This is a genomic window from Leclercia sp. UBA5958 (assembly GCF_002430365.1).
Taxonomy (GTDB): domain Bacteria; phylum Pseudomonadota; class Gammaproteobacteria; order Enterobacterales; family Enterobacteriaceae; genus Enterobacter; species Enterobacter pneumoniae.
Window position 1 is genome coordinate 79,580 of the sequence record NZ_DJCE01000007.1, and the last position, 19,034, is coordinate 98,613.

General features: G+C 55.9%; 18 protein-coding genes. 14 read left to right on the plus strand and 4 right to left on the minus strand.

The genetic code is table 11. The annotated features are described in order from the left end of the window. Window positions 1–113 precede the first annotated feature (113 nt). The 4 genes from iraP (at window position 114) to adrA (ending at window position 3,510) form a co-directional block, all read left to right on the plus strand. Window positions 114–374, plus strand: a complete 261-nt coding sequence (gene iraP, locus B2Q93_RS09825; RefSeq protein WP_040076973.1) for an anti-adapter protein IraP — start codon at window positions 114–116, stop codon at window positions 372–374. Between the two features lie 98 nt (window positions 375–472). Further along, window positions 473–1,891 (plus strand): alkaline phosphatase, encoded by a 1,419-nt coding sequence (phoA, locus tag B2Q93_RS09830; protein WP_046884486.1) that lies wholly within the window; start codon window positions 473–475, stop codon window positions 1,889–1,891. A 91-nt stretch (window positions 1,892–1,982) separates the two neighbouring features. Beyond that, on the plus strand, window positions 1,983–2,303 hold the full coding sequence (gene psiF, locus B2Q93_RS09835; RefSeq protein WP_046884485.1) for a phosphate starvation-inducible protein PsiF: 321 nt from the start codon (window positions 1,983–1,985) through the stop codon (window positions 2,301–2,303). A 106-nt stretch (window positions 2,304–2,409) separates the two neighbouring features. Then, window positions 2,410–3,510, plus strand: a complete 1,101-nt coding sequence (adrA, locus tag B2Q93_RS09840) for a diguanylate cyclase AdrA (protein ID WP_286932738.1) — start codon at window positions 2,410–2,412, stop codon at window positions 3,508–3,510. 14 nt (window positions 3,511–3,524) lie between these two features. Here adrA and proC read toward each other — a convergent pair whose 3' ends face one another. Next, the gene (gene proC, locus B2Q93_RS09845; RefSeq protein ID WP_046884483.1) at window positions 3,525–4,334 is read right to left on the minus strand and encodes a pyrroline-5-carboxylate reductase; all 810 of its coding nucleotides are present in this window, start codon (window positions 4,332–4,334) and stop codon (window positions 3,525–3,527) included. Window positions 4,335–4,481: 147 nt separating this feature from the next. Here proC and B2Q93_RS09850 point away from each other — a divergent pair, with 147 nt between their 5' ends. From B2Q93_RS09850 to ppnP, 5 genes are all read left to right on the plus strand, one after another. Further along, window positions 4,482–4,940 carry a YaiI/YqxD family protein gene (locus tag B2Q93_RS09850; protein ID WP_040076966.1) on the plus strand — a complete coding sequence of 153 codons (459 nt, stop codon included), beginning with the start codon at window positions 4,482–4,484 and terminating at the stop codon, window positions 4,938–4,940. 250 nt (window positions 4,941–5,190) lie between these two features. Continuing rightward, the gene (gene aroL / locus B2Q93_RS09855) at window positions 5,191–5,715 is read left to right on the plus strand and encodes a shikimate kinase AroL (protein ID WP_207293087.1); all 525 of its coding nucleotides are present in this window, start codon (window positions 5,191–5,193) and stop codon (window positions 5,713–5,715) included. Window positions 5,716–5,766: 51 nt separating this feature from the next. Then, window positions 5,767–5,958, plus strand: a complete 192-nt coding sequence (gene yaiA, locus B2Q93_RS09860) for a protein YaiA (protein WP_040076963.1) — start codon at window positions 5,767–5,769, stop codon at window positions 5,956–5,958. Between the two features lie 238 nt (window positions 5,959–6,196). Continuing rightward, window positions 6,197–6,874: an AroM family protein gene (locus tag B2Q93_RS09865; RefSeq protein ID WP_046884481.1), complete on the plus strand. Its 678-nt coding sequence runs from the start codon at window positions 6,197–6,199 to the stop codon at window positions 6,872–6,874. A gap of 72 nt (window positions 6,875–6,946) precedes the next feature. Beyond that, complete coding sequence (ppnP, locus tag B2Q93_RS09870) at window positions 6,947–7,231, plus strand: pyrimidine/purine nucleoside phosphorylase (RefSeq protein WP_040076960.1); 285 nt, start codon at window positions 6,947–6,949, stop codon at window positions 7,229–7,231. Between the two features lie 46 nt (window positions 7,232–7,277). On the opposite strand, the gene rdgC is transcribed toward ppnP, so the two are convergent. Further along, window positions 7,278–8,189 carry a recombination-associated protein RdgC gene (gene rdgC / locus B2Q93_RS09875; protein ID WP_286933410.1) on the minus strand — a complete coding sequence of 304 codons (912 nt, stop codon included), beginning with the start codon at window positions 8,187–8,189 and terminating at the stop codon, window positions 7,278–7,280. A gap of 124 nt (window positions 8,190–8,313) precedes the next feature. Between rdgC and mak the strand changes: the two genes are divergently transcribed. Beyond that, window positions 8,314–9,219: a fructokinase gene (gene mak / locus B2Q93_RS09880; protein WP_040076958.1), complete on the plus strand. Its 906-nt coding sequence runs from the start codon at window positions 8,314–8,316 to the stop codon at window positions 9,217–9,219. Between the two features lie 36 nt (window positions 9,220–9,255). Here mak and sbcC read toward each other — a convergent pair whose 3' ends face one another. Together sbcC and sbcD are read right to left on the minus strand one after the other, a co-directional pair. Continuing rightward, window positions 9,256–12,390 carry an exonuclease subunit SbcC gene (sbcC, locus tag B2Q93_RS09885; protein WP_286932741.1) on the minus strand — a complete coding sequence of 1,045 codons (3,135 nt, stop codon included), beginning with the start codon at window positions 12,388–12,390 and terminating at the stop codon, window positions 9,256–9,258. Then, on the minus strand, window positions 12,387–13,592 hold the full coding sequence (sbcD, locus tag B2Q93_RS09890; protein ID WP_286932743.1) for an exonuclease subunit SbcD: 1,206 nt from the start codon (window positions 13,590–13,592) through the stop codon (window positions 12,387–12,389). Before sbcD ends, sbcC begins: the two co-directional genes overlap by 4 nt. 182 nt (window positions 13,593–13,774) lie before the next feature. On the opposite strand from sbcD, the gene phoB reads away from it, so the two are divergent. The 4 genes from phoB to proY all read left to right on the plus strand — a co-directional run bounded on the left by phoB (window position 13,775) and on the right by proY (window position 18,961). Then, window positions 13,775–14,464: a phosphate response regulator transcription factor PhoB gene (gene phoB / locus B2Q93_RS09895; protein ID WP_040076955.1), complete on the plus strand. Its 690-nt coding sequence runs from the start codon at window positions 13,775–13,777 to the stop codon at window positions 14,462–14,464. 21 nt (window positions 14,465–14,485) lie between these two features. Next, window positions 14,486–15,772 (plus strand): phosphate regulon sensor histidine kinase PhoR, encoded by a 1,287-nt coding sequence (gene phoR, locus B2Q93_RS09900; protein ID WP_046884478.1) that lies wholly within the window; start codon window positions 14,486–14,488, stop codon window positions 15,770–15,772. A 418-nt stretch (window positions 15,773–16,190) separates the two neighbouring features. Beyond that, a complete protein-coding gene (gene brnQ / locus B2Q93_RS09905; RefSeq protein ID WP_046884477.1) occupies window positions 16,191–17,510 on the plus strand; it encodes a branched-chain amino acid transporter carrier protein BrnQ in 1,320 nt (439 codons plus the stop codon). A gap of 77 nt (window positions 17,511–17,587) precedes the next feature. Further along, on the plus strand, window positions 17,588–18,961 hold the full coding sequence (gene proY, locus B2Q93_RS09910; protein WP_286932744.1) for a proline-specific permease ProY: 1,374 nt from the start codon (window positions 17,588–17,590) through the stop codon (window positions 18,959–18,961). Window positions 18,962–19,034: the final 73 nt, after the last annotated feature.

The window sequence follows — 19,034 nt, forward strand, 5'->3', positions numbered from 1 at the left end:
TCGCATTTATTTAAAATAATGGATTTTATTTGTCTAAAGATAATACTTTTCCCTCTTTGCAACCCCCATCCTTAGTGCTAAGTTCAGAGCAAATCTGATAAGGAAATAGCACGATGAAAAATCTCATTGCTGAGTTGTTAGTGAAGCTCGCCCAAAAGGAAGAAGAGTCAAAAGAACTGGTAGCCCAGGTTGAAGCGCTGGAAATTGTCGTCACCGCGTTATTACGCCAGATGGCTCAGTCCGATCAGCAGGCGTTGATCCGAAGCGTTGAAGGGGCGCTGGATGCGGTACGGCCAGATTCACTGGTGCCGGAGCAGGATAGCGAAATGCTACAACAATACGTAAAGAAGCTGTTGCGGCACCCGCGGAGCTGATTGGTTTGCGTATCTAAAACGCTGTCATCGATCTGTCACGTCGGTTGCCTATAGTCGCTCTGTTTTATTTTTTATGTATTTTTACATGGAGAAAATAAGTGAAACAGAGCGCACTTGCTATTGCATTACTTCCCCTGATGTTCACTCCTACAATTTATGCAGAAACGGTAACATCATTCCCCGTTCTTGAAAATCGCGCAGCTCAGGGTGATATCACCCAGCCGGGCGGCGCGCGTCGCTTGTCGGAAGACCAGACCGCCGCATTGCGCGCCTCCTTAAATGATAAGCCAGCAAAGAATATTATCCTGCTGATTGGCGATGGAATGGGTGATTCAGAAATTACTGCTGCACGAAATTATGCTGAAGGCGCGGGCGGATATTTTAAAGGGATTGATTCGCTGCCGCTTACCGGCCAGTACACCCACTATGCGCTGGATAAAAAAACCGGTAAGCCGGATTACGTCACGGATTCCGCCGCGTCTGCCACGGCCTGGTCAACCGGCGTAAAAACCTATAACGGCGCGCTGGGCGTGGATATTCACGAAAAAGATCACCAAACCATTCTTGAAATGGCAAAAGCGGCAGGCCTGATGACGGGTAACGTCTCGACGGCGGAATTGCAGGACGCGACCCCGGCGGCGCTGGTGGCGCATGTGACGTCACGTAAATGCTACGGCCCGAGCGTCACCAGCGAAAAATGCGCTACCAATGCGCTAGAAAAAGGCGGTAAAGGCTCTATTACGGAGCAGCTGTTAAACGCCCGTGCCGACGTCACGCTTGGCGGTGGCGCCAAAACCTTTATGGAGACCGCCACCAGCGGTGAATGGCAGGGCAAAACTCTGCGCGAACAGGCCCAGGCGCGCGGCTATCAGCTGGTTAACGATGCGGCCTCACTGGCGGCCATTACCGAAGCCAACCAGGATAAACCGCTGCTGGGCCTCTTCTCCGAGGGCAATATGCCTGTGCGCTGGGAAGGGCCGAAAGCCAGCTATCACGGTAATCTCGATAAGCCTGCCGTCACCTGTGCGCCTAACCCGAAACGCAATGAAAGCGTACCGACACTGGCAGCGATGACCGAAAAAGCGATCGCGCTGCTGGATAAGAGCGAAAAAGGGTTCTTCCTGCAGGTTGAAGGTGCATCCATCGACAAGCAGGATCACGCCGCTAACCCTTGCGGCCAGATTGGCGAAACCGTCGATCTGGATGAAGCCGTGCAGAAAGCGATGGCCTTCGCGAAGAAAGATGGCAATACGCTGGTGATCGTGACGGCTGACCACGCTCACTCCAGCCAGATTGTGGCGCCGGATACCAAAGCTCCGGGTCTGACCCAGGCGCTGAACACCAAAGATGGCGCTGTGATGGCCATTAGCTATGGCAACTCCGAAGAGGAGTCGATGGAACATACCGGTAGCCAGCTGCGCATTGCCGCCTATGGTCCACATGCCGCAAACGTGGTGGGACTGACAGATCAGACCGATCTCTTCTACACCATGAAAGCGGCTCTGGGTATGAAGTAAAACGAATGCCCGGCGGGAATCTTCTCTGCCGGGTGGTTTTTTTACCGCAAACGACCAGACTTAATGTGATCATTCACAGAAGGATAGTGCTATGAAAATCACATTACTTGTTACTTTGATCTTCGGCCTGTTTTTCATCGCCACGGTGGGGGCGCAAGAGAAGACCCTCACGCCGCAACAGCAACGTATGACCACCTGCAACCAGCAGGCGACGGCTGATGCGTTGAAAGGCGATGCGCGAAAAACTTACATGAGCGACTGCCTCAAAAATGGAGCCTCGAAACCGGGCGAAAAGAGCCTGACGCCACAGCAGCAAAAGATGCGTGAATGTAACGTTAAGGCGACAGAGCAGTCTCTTAAAGGCGATGACCGTAATAAGTTTATGAGTGCCTGTCTGAAGAAAGCTGTCTAGTGCTAATGGGTGAGCGGGCTTCCCGGCTCACCCAAAATCTCATACTCCCCCGTCGGACCCCCTCTCTATAATTTGGGAAATTGTTTCAGAATGTTCCCAAAAGATAATGAATGACGAAAACTTTTACCAGAAAGGGCTGACGCGCGAAGAGTGGGATTATCCTTTTCCCTCGGATGACCATCATCGTTCCGGCATACGCTTCGCCCGGCGGGTTCGCCTGCCGCGGATGGCTGGCCTTGCGACGATGTTTTTCCCCATTGCTGGCGTTCTGGTGACGCAACCTGTGGCCGGCGGCTGGTGGCTGCTGCTGGTTGGCTGGGCGTTCGTCTGGCCACATCTCGCCTGGCAGTTGGCGTCACGCTCTGCCGATCCCCGCAGCAATGAATTCTATAACCTGAAAGCTGATGCCATTATTGCCGGGATCTGGATTGGCCTGATGGGGGTTAATGCGTTTCCTACCGCTGCGCTATTGATGATGACCAGCATGAACATGATGGGGGCTGGCGGGCTACGGCTGTTTACTGCTGGCACGCTGCTGACGACCCTTGCCGCCCTGGCGACACTGCAGATGGCCAGCATTCCCCCCCTCTTTGTGAGCTCAGCGCTGCAGGGGTGGCTCACGCTGCCGGTGTTAATTTTCTACCCGGTGCTCTTTGCCTGGGTCAGTTACCAGACCGCAATCCGGCTGGCGGAACACAAGCGACGGCTGGAATTAATGAGTACCCGCGACGGCATGACGGGCGTCTTTAACCGGCGGCACTGGGAAGACCTGCTGCGCAATGAGTTTGATAGCTGCCGCCGTCATCATCGTGACGCCACCATGCTGCTTATCGATATCGACCATTTCAAAACCATCAACGACACCTGGGGGCATGATATTGGCGATGAAGCCATTATCGCCATTACGCACCAGCTACAACTCACGCTGCGCGGAAGCGATATCATAGGCCGGTTTGGCGGGGACGAATTTGCGGTGATCATGAGTAACACCGCGGCGGACAGCGCTATCGCCGCGATGTCGCGAGTCCATGAGCGGCTGGCGCAGCTAAGCCTGCCGGGCGCACCGCTGGTGAAGCTCTGTATTAGCGTTGGGGTGGCACCGCTCACGCCGCCGATGGGGCACTATCGTGAGTGGCTAAAGGCGGCAGATGTTGCCCTGTACAAAGCGAAGAACGCCGGACGAAACCGCACCGAAGTGGCGGCCTGACGCCCGGCATGCGATCAGGACTTACTCAGCTGTTCTGATTTTTCCATACACTTATTCATGGCTTCAATAACCGCCGAGCGGAACCCTCGCTCTTCCAGCACCCGTACAGCTTCAATGGTCGTCCCGCCTGGCGAGCAGACCATATCTTTCAGTTCACCCGGATGCTTACCGGTTTCCAGCACCATTTTGGCCGAGCCCATCACCGCCTGAGCTGCAAATTTATATGCCTGTGCCCTTGGCATTCCACCCAGCACGGCGGCATCCGCCATCGCTTCGATGAACATAAAGACATACGCAGGCGCCGAGCCGCTCACACCCACTACCGGATGGATCATCGCTTCTGCAATCACTTCCGCTTCGCCGAAGCAGCGGAAGATATTCACCACGTCGGCCACATCTTCCGTGGTGACCAGCGCATTAGGGGTGATGGAGGTCATGCCTGCGTTGACCAGCGAAGGGGTGTTTGGCATCGCGCGCACGATTTTGCGATCGTGGCCCATGGCACGAGCCAGCTGATCCAGAGTGACGCCGGCAGCAATCGATACGACAACGGTATCCTTGTTCAGGCTTGAGGTGACGTCGCTCAGCACTTTGACCATGATATTAGGCTTTACGGCACCGAAGAGGATATCCGCTACCTGGGCCACTTCCTGGGCGCTCTGCGCCGCATTGATACCATACTGATCGTGCAGGGCAGCGACTTTATCTGGCGACGGGGTATAGACCCAAATCTGGCCAGGCTGCACCTGGCCGCTGGCAATCAGGCCACCCAGGATGGCTTTACCCATGTTACCGCAGCCGATAAAACCGATTTTCTTCTCCATCACGTCTCCCTCTTTTATGCCTTGTTATGTGTATGGAAGGCTAGCTTAGCGCGGATTGTTACGCAGCGCTAAAGCTTCTGCCTCATCCGCTGCTTTGCCTGAGAAGAAAAGCAGGCGACAATGGGGCAGTTATCGAAAGGAGAGAACATGGCGATTTGGGTGGATGCCGATGCGTGTCCAAATGTGATTAAAGAGATTCTGTTTCGCGCCGCCGAGCGCGTGCAAATGCCCCTGACGCTGGTGGCTAACCAGAACCTGCGAGTCCCACCGTCACGGTTTATTCGCGCCATGCGCGTACCGGCCGGCTTTGACGTAGCGGATAACGAAATAGTGCGTCTGTGCAGCGCGGAGGATCTGGTTATCACCGCCGATATTCCGCTGGCGGCTGAGGTGCTGGAAAAGGGCGCCGCCGCGCTAAATCCAAGAGGTGAGCGTTACTCTCCGGCCACCATCCGTGAAAAACTGACGATGCGTGATTTTATGGACACCCTGCGCGCCAGCGGCGTACAAACCGGGGGGCCGGATAGTTTATCTCAGCGCGACCGACAGCTCTTTGCTGCTGAGCTGGATAAATGGCTTCTCGAGGTGAAACGTCGTCAGGGATGAGCCCAGCATTGTCGTCGGATTGTGCTCCCGTTATGCCACTGGGGTTGTCAGCCCCTGCCGCAATCAGGTATGGTGTGCGGCATCAGGTATGCAATCATTTCTTTACAGTCGCTATCCCTAATTATCAGGGGATAAATCTACATTTGTAAAAATAAATTTACACTGACTTCTGTACTAGTTAAATGGTATCATTGGCCACTTTTCGACGTTACGCTCCGCAACTTTGCGGCCTTAAGGGGAACACCAGGTTATGACCCAGCCTATATTCTTGATCGGCCCCCGCGGCTGCGGCAAAACGACGGTGGGGCATGAGCTGGCGCGTCTGTGCGGCTGTGAGTGCATCGATACCGATCGCTGGCTGCAAACCCACGCGCAAAAAAGTATTGCTGAAATTGTTGAGCAGGAAGGGTGGGAAAGCTTTCGCGCTCGCGAGACCGCAGCCCTGGAAGCGGTGACGGCGGTCTCAGGCGTCATTGCCACCGGCGGCGGCATTATTCTGGCACCTTATAACCGGCAGTTTATGCGCGAGAAAGGCACTGTTATTTATCTCTCTGCGCCCGTGCCGGTGCTGGTTGAGCGCCTTGTGGCATTTCCAGAAGAGGGTCAACGCCCTACGCTTACCGGCAAACCGATCAGCGAAGAGGTGAGCGAAGTACTGGCAGAACGCGACGCCCTCTATCGCGAAGCGGCTCACCATGTGGTTGATGCCTCGCTCTCCCCGTCAGAAGTGGTACAAAATATTGCTACTGCGCTGCGTCTGGCTTGTGTTAGCTAACTGATGTCTATACTGATAGTTCACCCCAGATAAAGATAAAAAGGATGAACTATGCCAACAAGACCTCCCTATCCGCGTGAAGCCCGTGTCGTTGCCGTTGAGAAAGGCGCTACGGGCCAGACCGTCACCTGGTATCAGCTGCGTGCCGACCATCCAAAACCCGATTCGCTCATTAGCGAGCATGAAACGGAGCAGGAAGCGCTCGACGCCAAGGTCCGCTACGAAGATCCCGATAAGACTTAAAAAAAATCTGAAAGCGGGAAATACCGCGCCTAAATCACATTTATCACTCATTGAATAAGTTAAGCAGAGGTTAATATCTAGTTATTACAGATACCTTCTGCCAGGCGTCCGGATCTTTACATTCCGGCAGGCACATACGCTGCTACGCTATTGTGCTGTTCATACCAGAACAGCGAGCCGCGCAGCGTTGTGAGCCTGTGCCTGTTTTACGTAGTGGTAGTGGAGAAAGGCGAGAAAGATGAAGGCCACCTTGGCGATCCTCACGATTGGGGTAGTCCCAGTAAGCGAAGTGTTACCGCTCTTGACCGAGCATATTTCGGAACAACAGATCACCCATCATAGCTTGCTGGGTAGTCTAAGCCGTGAGGCGGTCATGGAGACCTACGGCGTTGCGCCGGGAGATGATTCCCTGCCGACACTGTTAAGCGACGGTAAAATGGCGACGGTATCCCGGCAGAAGATAGAACGCGATCTACAGGCTGTGATTGAAGTGCTTGATAATCAGGGGTATGACGTCATCCTGCTGATGAGTACCGCCCCGGTATCCGGGCTGGTGGCCCGTAATGCGATCCTGCTTGAGCCGATGCGGATTATCCCGCCGCTGGTGGCCTCGATTGTGGATGGTCATCAGGTGGGGGTGATCGTGCCGATCCCCGAATTGATGCAAAATCAGTCCCGAAAATGGCAGGCGTTAGAACGTCCGCCGCTCTACTCGCTGGCGAACCCTATCTGGGATAGCGAGGCCAAATTGATCGAGGCCGGGCGCGATCTGCTGGCGCAGGGAGCTGATGTATTGATGCTGGATTGCCTCGGTTTTCATCAGCGTCATCGCGATCTGTTACAAAAAGCGCTCGATGTGCCCGTTTTGTTATCAAACGTACTGGTGGCGCGGCTTGCCTCGGAGCTGCTGGGATAATGATTTTGCGTGACAGGCAGGGAGTGTGCCCCCTATATTGGATTGACATCCAACAACAAAAAGGGCCAGTTCATGCTTCAAAGTAATGAGTACTTTTCCGGTAAAGTGAAGTCCATCGGTTTTACCAGCAGCATCACTGGCAATGCCAGTGTCGGCGTGATGGCTGAAGGGGAATATACTTTTGGTACCGCTCAACCTGAAGAGATGACCGTCGTCAGTGGCTCTCTGAAGGTATTGTTACCGGGTGAGACGGAGTGGAAATTGTTTACTGCGGGTCAGATCTTTAACGTTCCGGGCCATAGCGAGTTCCACCTGCAGGTGGCTGAGCCGGCCTCTTATCTCTGCCGTTATCTGTAATTTTTTTACCCTCTCCCGGTCGGGAGAGGGTGAACAGCATGGCCGATTAGCGCTGTGCTTCTCCGCCGAGACCCTCTACCAGGCTTTGAATCAGTGCGGCTAACTCGCCCGTCATCAGAATAAAGTCGGCATCAAAACGCTGCGCCGGATCGTCACGGTCGATGTCGTCGTTCTGATCGCGCAGTTCGTCAGAGAACTTCAGCCGTTTTACGGAGCCATCGTCGCAGATCATGAACTGGATCCGTTGCTGCCAGTCGAGCGCCAGCTTGGTCACCAGTTTGCCCGCTTCAATGTGTACGGCAATTTCATCGCTCACCAGATCCTGTTTTTTCGCGCGGATCACACCGCCATCTTCCAGGATCGCCTTCAGTTCTGCTTCATCCAGCAGCTGGAAGCCCTGCGGTACGGTACCGCCGCGAACCCATTCGGTGAGCGTCAGCTCAATGGGGTTTTCCATGGTCAGCGGCACGACCGGAAGGGAGCCCAGGCTCTTACGCAGCAGCGCCAGGGTATCTTCCGCTTTTTTAGCGCTGGCACAGTCGACAATAATCAGGCCGTTAACGGTGTCGATCCACATCATCGTCTGGCTGAAGCGACTAAAGGCACGCGGCAGCAGCGAGTGCAGCACTTCATCTTTCAGCGAGTCTTTTTCGGTTTTTTTCAGCTTGCGGCCCTGTTCTGCCTCCAGCTTAAAGATCTTCGCTTCCAGCGCCTGTTTCACGACCGGCGCGGGCAGAATTTTCTCTTCTTTGCGGGCGCAAATGATGATGTGACCATTGGTGGTGTGGGTCAGCGCATCGCTCTGAGAGCCCATCGGTGGAACCCAACCGGTTTTGGCCATATCCTGGCTGCCGCAAGGGCTAAACGTATAAAGGGCTAACTGTTTTTCCATCTCGTCAGCGCGCAGCGGGACATCGCGGCTGAGACGGTAAACCATCAAATTTTTGAACCACAGCATGATAATTTCCACGGCCTTGTCGTTAAATGCAGCGGGCATGATAACGAATTGTCGCATCGCTTGCATTGCTAATCGGGATGCCGACTTCTACTCTGTTGATAATCAAAAAAATGAGGAACGTCCTGTGCGAATTGGTATCGATTTAGGCGGCACGAAAACCGAAGTGATAGCGCTGAGTGAGCAGGGGGAGCAGCTGTTTCGCCACCGTCTGCCCACCCCTCGTGATGATTATCAGCAAACCATAGAAACCATTGCCACGCTGGTGGAGATGGCGGAGCAGGCCACAGGCCAGAGTGGTAGCGTGGGTATGGGGATCCCGGGTTCGATTTCGCCCTATACCGGCGTGGTGAAAAATGCTAACTCAACCTGGCTCAATGGCCAGCCGTTTGACAAAGATCTGAGCCAGCGCCTGAATCGTGAAGTGCGGCTGGCAAACGATGCCAACTGCCTGGCGGTATCTGAGGCTATCGATGGGGCGGCGGCGGGGGCACAGACCGTTTTTGCGGTCATAATCGGCACCGGTTGCGGCGCGGGCGTGGCCTTTGGCGGTCGCTCTCATATCGGCGGCAACGGCACGGCGGGCGAGTGGGGGCACAACCCTTTGCCGTGGATGGACGAAGATGAGCTGAAATACCGCGCGGAAGTGCCCTGCTATTGCGGCAAGCAGGGGTGTATTGAAACCTTTATCTCCGGCACGGGCTTTGCCACCGATTACCACCGACTGAGCGGCAAGCCGCTGAAGGGGAATGAGATCATCCGTCTGGTTGATGCGCAAGATCCCCTCGCTGAACTGGCCCTCAGCCGCTACGAAACGCGGCTGGCGAAATCTCTGGCGCACGTGATCAATATTCTGGATCCGGATGTGATCGTGCTGGGGGGCGGCATGAGCAATGTGGATCGTCTTTATGCCACCGTGCCTCAGCTGGTGAAGCAGTGGGTGTTCGGCGGCGAGTGCGAGACCCCGATTCGCAAAGCGGTGCACGGGGACTCCAGCGGGGTGCGCGGCGCCGCCTGGCTCTGGCCGCAGTGACGATGTCGCCCTCTTGCAGCGCAAGAGGGCGCAGTCTTATTCGACCGCAAACGCGCGGTCTAGCTTGCTGAAGCCCAGCCCGTTGATCTTCTTAACCTTAATCTGCACCGGAATGCGCTCCTTCATCGCCTCGACGTGACTGATCACCCCGATGGTTTTGCCGCTGGCGTTCAGGGCATCCAGCGCATCCAGGGCTGTGTCCAGCGTCTCGCTATCCAGGGTGCCAAAACCTTCATCGAGGAACAGCGAGTCGATACGCGTTTTATGACTCACCAGGTCGGAAAGCGCCAGCGCCAGCGCCAGGCTCACCAGGAAGCTCTCACCGCCTGAAAGGGTGCGGGTATCGCGTACGGCATCGGCCTGCCAGGTATCGACCACCTCCAGCTCCAGTGCGTCGCTGACTTTCCGTTGCAGGAGATAGCGGCCGTGCAGGCGGATTAGCTGCTGGTTTGCCAGCCAGACCAGGTTATCCAGGGTCAGCCCCTGCGCAAATTTACGGAAGCGATCGCCCTCTTTTGAGCCAATCAGCGCATTCAAATATCCCCAGTCCTCCGCCAGACGAGCAGCCTCTTCAATTTGCTGCATCAGCATCTGCTGGTGCTGGCGATTGTCGGCGTCCTGTTTTAGCTGCTGGCGTATTTCACCCTGGCGGGTGGTGTTTTCACGCAGTTTCAGCGCCAGGTGGTGTAACTGCTCCTGCAGGGTCTGCATCGCGACCTCATCAGGAAGGTCTGCGGGGCGTTGTGCCGCATGCGCTTTACACTGCTGCTCTGCCTGGTGAGCCAGGGCGCGTGATTGCTGGATCTGCTGCTCCAGCGTCTGTTTCAGCTGCTCCAGCTTGCTCACGCTCTCATCATCCAGCACGGCGGCCAGGAAGGCCTGCTGATCGGTAAAACAGCTGGCGGACAGGGCTGCCGCAAACTGCTCTTGTAATTCCGCCAGCCTGTCGGCGTCCACTTTCTCTTGCGCCTGCAGCGTATTCAGTTGGCTCTGCAGCGAGATGCACTCGGTATGGATCGCCTGCCAGTTTTCGGGCACCGGCTCTTCATCTTCCTGCTCTGAAGGCGGTAGGGTATCAAGCAAGGGTTTCAGGGCCTGGATACGCTCCTGGATGGCCGCAAGCTGCGTCTGTTGCGCTTGCCAGCTATTCGCCTCGGCTTCACGTTCGGCGAGCCAGGCCGCAGCTTCGCCCTCGGCGGGGGCGGTGAGTGCCAGCGCCTCTAGCGCGCTCTGCAGGGACTGTTGCTGGGCGTCGAGTTGTTGTTTGCTCTGTTGTCGCTGCTGTTCCAGGTCGTTTAACTGAACCTGTAGAGCGTGGTGCTGGCTAAGCTGGTAAAGCTGCTGCTCGTAATGCTCCTGCTCGTTCAACCAGTGTGTGATGTCGTCCTGAATCGAGTGGGTGATGGCTAGCTGGGCGCAACTCTCCTGCCACGCTTTAGTAAGTGCTTGCTCATCTTCAGAGAGCGTCTGGATCAGCTTCGCCTCGCGATGCAACTGCTCAACACGTGCGTTCAGTTGCCCGCGCAGCAGCAGACCCTCTTCCTCAAGCTGCTTAACCGCACGCTCAAGCTCATCACGACGTCGCTGATTTTCCGTTAACTCCAGCGCCTGGTATTGTGATACCGCAGGATGGTGGGTCGAGCCGCAGAGCGGGCAGGCTTTGCCGGCCTCCAGCGTGGCGCGATAACTTTCCAGCGCTTTAATCTGTTCTTCCTGCGCGCAGAGCGTTTTGACATCCAGGTAGTGTTGCTGCTTCTCTTTATACTGCAGGCGGCGCGCCGTCAGGGTCTCTTCCAGACGGGTTTTCTCTGCTTCTCCTTTCTGCTGACCGTCGCGATTTTCAGCCAGTTGTTTTTGCAGCGGCTGGTAGCGAGCCTGCAGGGTGGCGAGGCGCTGGCGCACCGGGCGCAGTTGCACCTGTCGCTCAATGGCGGCGGCGGTCTCCTCTGGCGACAGCGTCAGAGCAGGCTGCGGCAACGCAGCGCGTTTTTGCTGAAACTCCGCAAGCCGTTTGTTGAGGCCATCATACTGCTGTTTATCGCGTTGCTGCTGGCTGAAAAGGGCCCGCCAACCGGCAATGTGCGAACTCCAGAGACCAAACTGACGATGCGCTTCCATCCAGACGGTCATCTGCTTTTGTTGCGCCTCAAGCTGCGCCATGCTGCTCGCTGCACCGTTACGGACGCGCCCCCGCTGTGCCATCCGGTCACGTAAGCGAGCATTCACTTCTGAAATTTGCTGGCGGGTACGGGTGAGAGAGGCACTCTGCTCTTGCTCGCGAGCCCATAGTGGACGCAGCGCCTGTGCGGGAAGGGCTAGCTGCAGCCTCGCCAGTTGCGGCTGGGCATCCGTTTGCGCGTGAAGCGCTTGCTGATGTGCAGCCTGCGCCTGTTGCTGGGCGCGGGCCAGCTCATCACTGCGCACCCACCACTGATGCCAGCGCTGCTGGCGCTGCTGTTCGGCCAGCAGTGAGGTTTCTTCGTCAGTAAGTGCCTGCAAACCTTGAACTAACTGCTGCTGTTGTTCTTCGCTTAACAGCACCACCCCGGCGGCTTGCGCTTCGCGCATTTCAAGCTGTTGGCGAGCGGCTTTGTGTTTTTCAAATACCTTCGCCGAAATCTGGCCGTAGATCTCCGTTCCCGTCAGCTCCTCTAACAGCTCCGCACGCTCTTTCGGTTTTGCATTGAGAAAGGCGGCAAACTGACCCTGCGAGAGCAACATTGAGCGGGTAAACCGGTCGTAATCCAGCCCGGTCAGGGAGGCGGTCAGTTCCAGTTTATCTTTCACTTTGTCGGCGAGGATTTTGCCATCTTCACAGCGGGCCAGCTCAACGCGCGGCGCCTGCAGATTGCCATCAGGCTGGTTGCGGGCGCGGTTCTGGCTCCAGAAGGCGCGATAGGCCACCTCTTTGACCTCAAATTCCACTTCAGCAAGACACTCGGCGGTGTCCCGGGTCATGAGATCGTTTTGTGACTGTGAGAGCGTGTTCAGGCGCGGTGTTTCGTGGTAGAGCGCGAGGCAGATGGCGTCCAGCAGGGTGGTTTTCCCCGCACCGGTCGGCCCGGTAATGGCAAACAGACCGTTGCTGAGAAAGGGCTCGGCGGTGAAGTCGATTTTCCACTCACCCTTTAATGAATTGAGGTTCTTCAGGCGCAGACTCAAAATTTTCATGGGTGCGACTCCTCGTCATTCAGGGTATTTAGCGCATCGTTAAACAGCTCATTCAGCCGCGCGCGCCGTGTTTCATCCAGCTCTTCCTGGGCCAGTCGCCGTTCGAAGACCTCTTCCACCTTCAATTCACTCAATGTCTCGCGCTGGGCGGCGAGCAGACTTTTCTGGCGCTGTTCCCGGCTGCGGCGCACCAGTAACACCTCTACCGGCAGATCCTCGGTGAGGGCCTGAATTTTACGCTGCATATTGTGCAGGTATTCGTCGGTAGTGATCTCAATATCGAGCCACACCGGCGGGGTTTGCGCGACGCCGCGCCACTGTTCAAGCTGCTGGGTAATTGACGCCAGGTCGCCTTTCAGGACGGCCAGTTGCTGGGTTACCGGCACCTCCAGCGTCTCGACGGCGCTCAGCTTGCCGTCGTGGAAGCTGACCAGATGCACGCTTTTGTTTTTCCCCGTCTCGTCAAAGCTAAGGGCGATAGGGGAGCCGCAGTAGCGGATATGCTCACAGCCGCCGATGACCTGTGCCCGATGAATATGGCCCAGCGCGATATAGTCCGCCGCCGGGAAGTTCTGCGCCGGGAACGCGTCCAGCGTGCCGATATAGATATCGCGGACCGCATCGCTTTTACTGGCGCCCACGGTCGTCAGATGGCCCGTGGCGATCACCGGCAGGGCGCTATCGCTCCGCAGGGCACAGGCGTCGGCATATTGTCTGGTGTAATAATCGGTAATGGCCTGCAGGAGATGCTGCTGCTTCTCTGCACCGGACATCCCCGCCTGGCTCTGCACCACATCGCGAGGGCGTAAAAACGGTACCGGGCAGAGTATGGCACCCGGGGTGCCGTCGCGTTTTTTTAACACCTGCGGTGGGTGTCCGGTGCTGGCGATGACGGTCGTATTCAGAAACGCCAGCAGATCGCGGGATTCGTTCAGGGTCGCCACGGAATCATGATTGCCTGCGACAATCACCAGATGGCAGCCGGTCTGCTGCAGGTTCACCACAAAGCGGTTATAAAGCTCACGCGCATAGCTGGGGGGCGATCCGGTATCGAAGATATCTCCGGCGACGACGATGGCATCTACCTGCTGCGCTTGCGCAACCTCCAGCAGCCAGTTGAGGAAGGCTTCATGTTCATTGGCGCGGCTCTTACTGTAAAAATTCTGACCCAGGTGCCAGTCTGAGGTGTGAAGTATGCGCATAACAGATCCGTGGCAAAAAGAGGGGAAGGGGATTATAAACGTCTAAAGGCAGGAAAATCACGGCTGCCAGAAAACAACAGCTTGCCATCTGAGCCGGAACAGTTTTTCATAAATCTGTCACAAATCTGACGCATAATGACGCCGCATTACAATCATATAACCTAATTAAGACAGGGCAATGTATGGCGAGACGTATTCTGGTCGTAGAAGATGAAGCACCTATCCGTGAAATGGTCTGTTTCGTTCTTGAGCAAAATGGCTTTCAGCCCGTTGAAGCCGAGGATTATGACAGTGCGGTGAACCAGCTCAACGAACCCTGGCCCGATCTTATTTTGCTGGACTGGATGCTGCCTGGCGGCTCGGGTCTGCAATTTATCAAACACATTAAACGTGAAGCCCTGACCCGGGATATCCCGGTGGTGATGCTGACCGCGCGTGGTGAAGAGGAGGATCGTGTCCGCGGTCTGGAAACCGGCGCGGATGATTACATCACCAAGCCCTTCTCGCCAAAAGAGCTGGTGGCGCGTATCAAAGCCGTGATGCGCCGCATCTCGCCGATGGCGGTGGAAGAGGTGATTGAGATGCAGGGACTTAGCCTGGATCCTACCTCTCATCGCGTCATGACCGGCGAAAACCCACTCGATATGGGCCCCACCGAATTCAAATTATTGCACTTCTTTATGACCCACCCGGAGCGTGTCTACAGCCGCGAACAGTTGCTCAACAATGTCTGGGGAACTAACGTCTATGTCGAAGACCGGACGGTGGATGTCCATATCAGGCGCCTTCGCAAAGCGCTGGAACTCAGCGGGCACGATCGCATGGTGCAGACGGTCCGCGGCACGGGTTATCGATTCTCGACCCGTTACTGAACAATGACAGGAGTGTGACGCGTGCTGGAACGTCTGTCATGGAAAAGGCTTTTATTTGAACTGATCTTATGCTGCATTCCGGCCCTGATTCTGGGGGCCGTGTTGGGTTATCTTCCGTGGTTTTTACTCGCGGCAGTGACCGGCCTGCTTATCTGGCACTTCTGGAATTTATTGCGTCTCTCCTGGTGGCTATGGGTAGACAGAAGCATGACCCCGCCGCCGGGTAGCGGCAGTTGGGAGCCGCTCCTGTATGGCCTGCACCAGATGCAGATGCGTAATAAAAAGCGTCGACGCGAGCTGGGTAGCCTGATTAAGCGCTTTCGCAGCGGCGCCGAATCGTTGCCGGACGCGGTGGTGTTGACCACCGAAGAGGGGGCGATCTTCTGGTGTAATGGCCTGGCGCAGCAGCTTCTTGGCCTGCGCTGGCCGGACGATAACGGCCAGAATATCCTTAACTTGCTGCGTTATCCGGAATTCGCCCGTTACCTGAAAGCGCGCGATTTTACCCGCCCGCACAATCTGGTACTGAACAATAGCCGTCATCTTGAGATCCGCGTCATGCCTTACAGCGATCAACAGTGGTTGATGGTGGCGCGTGACGTGACCCAGATGCACCAGCTGGAAGGGGCGCGTAGAAACTTCTTTGCTAACGTCAGCCATGAGTTGCGTACGCCGTTAACGGTGTTGCAGGGCTATCTGGAGATGATGCAGGAGCAGACGCTGGAGGGGGCACCGCGCGAAAAAGCGTTGCACACCATGCGTGAACAGACCCACCGGATGGAGGGGCTGGTTCGCCAGTTATTGACGCTTTCGCGTATCGAAGCCGCACCAACGCTGGCGCTGAACGATACCATTGATGTGCCGATGATGCTGCGCCTGCTCGAACGTGAAGCCCAGACCTTAAGCCACGGTAGACACCAGCTGAGCTTCGACGTGGACAACACGTTAAAAGTGCGCGGCAGTGAAGATGAACTGCGCAGCGCCATCTCGAACCTGGTCTATAACGCGGTGAATCACACCCCTGAGGGCACCTCGATTAAGGTGCGCTGGCAGCGTGTCGCTTCCGGCGCGGAGTTCAGCGTTGATGATGATGGACCCGGGGTGGCACCAGAACACATTCCGCGTTTGACTGAACGCTTCTACCGGGTGGATAAAGCCCGATCCCGGCAGACCGGGGGCAGTGGCCTGGGGCTGGCGATTGTGAAGCATGCCATTAATCACCATGAAAGCCGGCTCGATATCTCCAGCCAGCCCGGCGTAAGCACGCGCTTCAGCTTCGTTATTCCGGAACGTTTGCTTGCCAGCTGAAAGGGCTGAGAGGAGTGCTGTAATCGGAAGTTGCCACAGGCCAGCGAAAGCTGGCCTGTTTACTTTGCAGTCAGGCGAAGCGAGCATGATTTTCATACTACTGTTGCTTTTTTGTTCGCATGATTAGCCATGAGTTTTTCTTATACATGGTTCATTGTTCCAATCACTCTTTTCATTCCGGCATAATGTTCTGGTTTTGAGATCCTATATTGCCTTTAAACGTTATAAGCGTTTAAATTGCGCCCCAGATATCGTCATACCGACTATATTTGCGTGGTAAATCGAAAAACTATTCTTCTCCACGCCAGTACGGGAGTATATCCCACTGAAATTGAGTATTTTTTCCGCTGTTTTGTCCCGGCAGGGATGGCGAAAAATTCATCGTTTTCAACACCACATCCACAGGCAGTAAGGTTTTATGACCCATCATCTGAAATCGCGCGACATCGTTGCGCTGGGCTTTATGACATTTGCGCTGTTCGTTGGCGCAGGCAACATCATCTTTCCTCCCATGGTTGGCTTGCAGGCGGGTGAACACGTCTGGACGGCAGCCATTGGCTTCCTGATCACTGCCGTGGGTCTGCCGGTGCTAACCGTCATCGCGCTGGCGAAAGTGGGCGGCGGCGTGGACAGCCTCAGCACCCCGATTGGTAAAGTGGCTGGCATTCTGCTGGCGACCGTCTGTTATCTGGCCGTGGGCCCGCTGTTTGCCACGCCACGTACCGCGACCGTCTCATTCGAAGTGGGGATCGCGCCCCTGACGGGCGACGGCGCGATGCCGCTGTTTATCTACAGCCTGGTTTACTTCGCGCTTGTGATTCTGGTTTCTCTCTATCCGGGCAAACTGCTGGATACGGTAGGTAACTTCCTGGCTCCGCTGAAAATCGTGGCGCTGATCGTTCTGGCCGTGGCCGCCGTGATGTGGCCTGCTGGCCCCATCAGCGATGCGATGGATGCCTATAAAAACGCTGCCTTCTCTAACGGCTTCGTGAATGGCTATTTGACGATGGATACGCTGGGCGCCATGGTGTTTGGTATCGTTATTGTCAACGCTGCGCGTTCCCGTGGCGTAACGGAAGCGCGTCTGCTGACCCGTTACACCATCTGGGCGGGTCTGATGGCCGGCGTGGGCCTGACGCTGCTCTATCTGGCATTGTTCCGTCTGGGTTCCGATAGCGCCACGCTGGTGGATCAGAGTGCGAACGGTGCGGCGATCCTGCATGCTTACGTGCAGCATACCTTTGGTGGTGCAGGTAGCTTCCTGCTGGCGGTATTGATCTTCCTGGCCTGTCTGGTGACGGCGGTAGGGCTGACCTGCGCCTGTGCAGAGTTCTTTGCGCAGTATCTGCCGCTCTCTTACCGCACGCTGGTGTTTATCCTCGGCATCTTCTCAATGGCGGTCTCGAATCTGGGACTGAGCCACCTGATTCAGGTGTCCATTCCGGTACTGACGGCCATTTACCCGCCGTGTATTGTACTGGTTGTGCTGAGCTTTACCCGCCCGTGGTGGCATAACTCCTCACGAATTATTGCCCCGGCCATGTTTATCAGCCTGATTTTTGGTATCCTTGACGGGATTAAAGCATCCGCTATTGGCGACGTACTGCCTGCCTGGACACAGCGTCTGCCGCTGTCTGAGCAGGGGCTGGCCTGGCTGATGCCTACCGTTGTTGCACTGGTATTGGCTGTTATCTGGGATCGTGCTGCAGGACGCCAGGTTACATCGAACGCGCATTAATCAACGGCAGAATGTACAACCACGGGGCTTATGGCCCCGTGGTTTTTTGTTTTTTTGTGTTGAATGGCAAGACATAAATGGAAAGCTCTAACAAACTCAAGCGGGGTCTCACCGCCCGTCACATTCGCTTTATGGCACTGGGTTCTGCAATAGGCACGGGCCTTTTTTATGGCTCGGCAGATGCCATAAAAATGGCCGGTCCCAGCGTATTGCTGGCCTATATTATTGGCGGCGCTGCGGCCTATATCATCATGCGTGCCCTTGGGGAGATGTCGGTTCATAACCCCTCAGCCAGCTCCTTCTCACGCTATGCCCAGGAAAACCTCGGGCCACTGGCCGGGTATATCACCGGCTGGACCTACTGCTTTGAAATTCTGATTGTGGCCATCGCCGATGTGACCGCGTTCGGAATTTATATGGGCGTCTGGTTCCCCACGGTGCCGCACTGGATCTGGGTCTTAAGCGTCGTGATGATCATCTGCGCCGTTAACCTGATGAGCGTAAAAGTGTTCGGTGAACTGGAGTTCTGGTTCTCGTTCTTTAAAGTCGCCACCATCATTGTGATGATTGCTGCCGGCTTTGGCATCATTATCTGGGGCATTGGCAACGGCGGCGAAGCGACCGGAATTCATAATCTCTGGAGCAACGGCGGCTTCTTCAGCAACGGCTGGATTGGAATGGTGATGTCGCTGCAGATGGTGATGTTTGCCTACGGCGGGATCGAAATCATCGGTATTACCGCGGGCGAAGCGAAAGATCCTGAAAAATCTATTCCTCGTGCGATTAACTCAGTGCCAATGCGTATCCTGGTCTTCTATGTGGGCACGCTGTTCGTCATTATGTCCATCTACCCGTGGAATCAGGTCGGCACAAACGGCAGCCCGTTTGTCCTTACCTTCCAGCATTTGGGGATTGCCTTTGCCGCCAGCATTCTTAATTTTGTGGTGCTGACCGCTTCGCTCTCGGCCATCAATGCCGACGTATTTGGCGTGGGTCGTATGCTGCACGGCATGGCCGAGCAGGGCAGTGCGCCGAAGATCTTCGCCAAAACCTCCCGTCGTGGTACGCCGTGGGTGACGGTGATGGTGATGACGGTCGCGCTGCTGCTGTCGGTCTACCTGAACTACATCATGCCGGAGCGCGTCTTCCTGGTGATTGCTTCGCTGGCTACCTTCGCCACCGTATGGGTGTGGATTATGATCCTGTTGTCGCAGATCGCCTTTCGCCGCCGTCTGGGGCCAGAAGCCTCGAAAGCGCTGAAGTTTAAAGTGCCGGGCGGGGTAGCGACGACGGTCGTTGGGCTGATCTTCCTGGTCTTTATTATCGCGCTGATCGGTTACCACCCGGATACCCGCATTTCGTTGTACGTAGGCTTCGCGTGGATCGCTCTGCTGTTGGTGGGCTGGGTCTTCAAAAGCCGCCACGAACGTCGGATCGCCAAGGTACAGTAATCAGAATGCCCGGCACCTGCCGGGCATTTTTTCTCCTCCCCCGATCTCCTCCCCTAATAATTGTCTCCGCGAT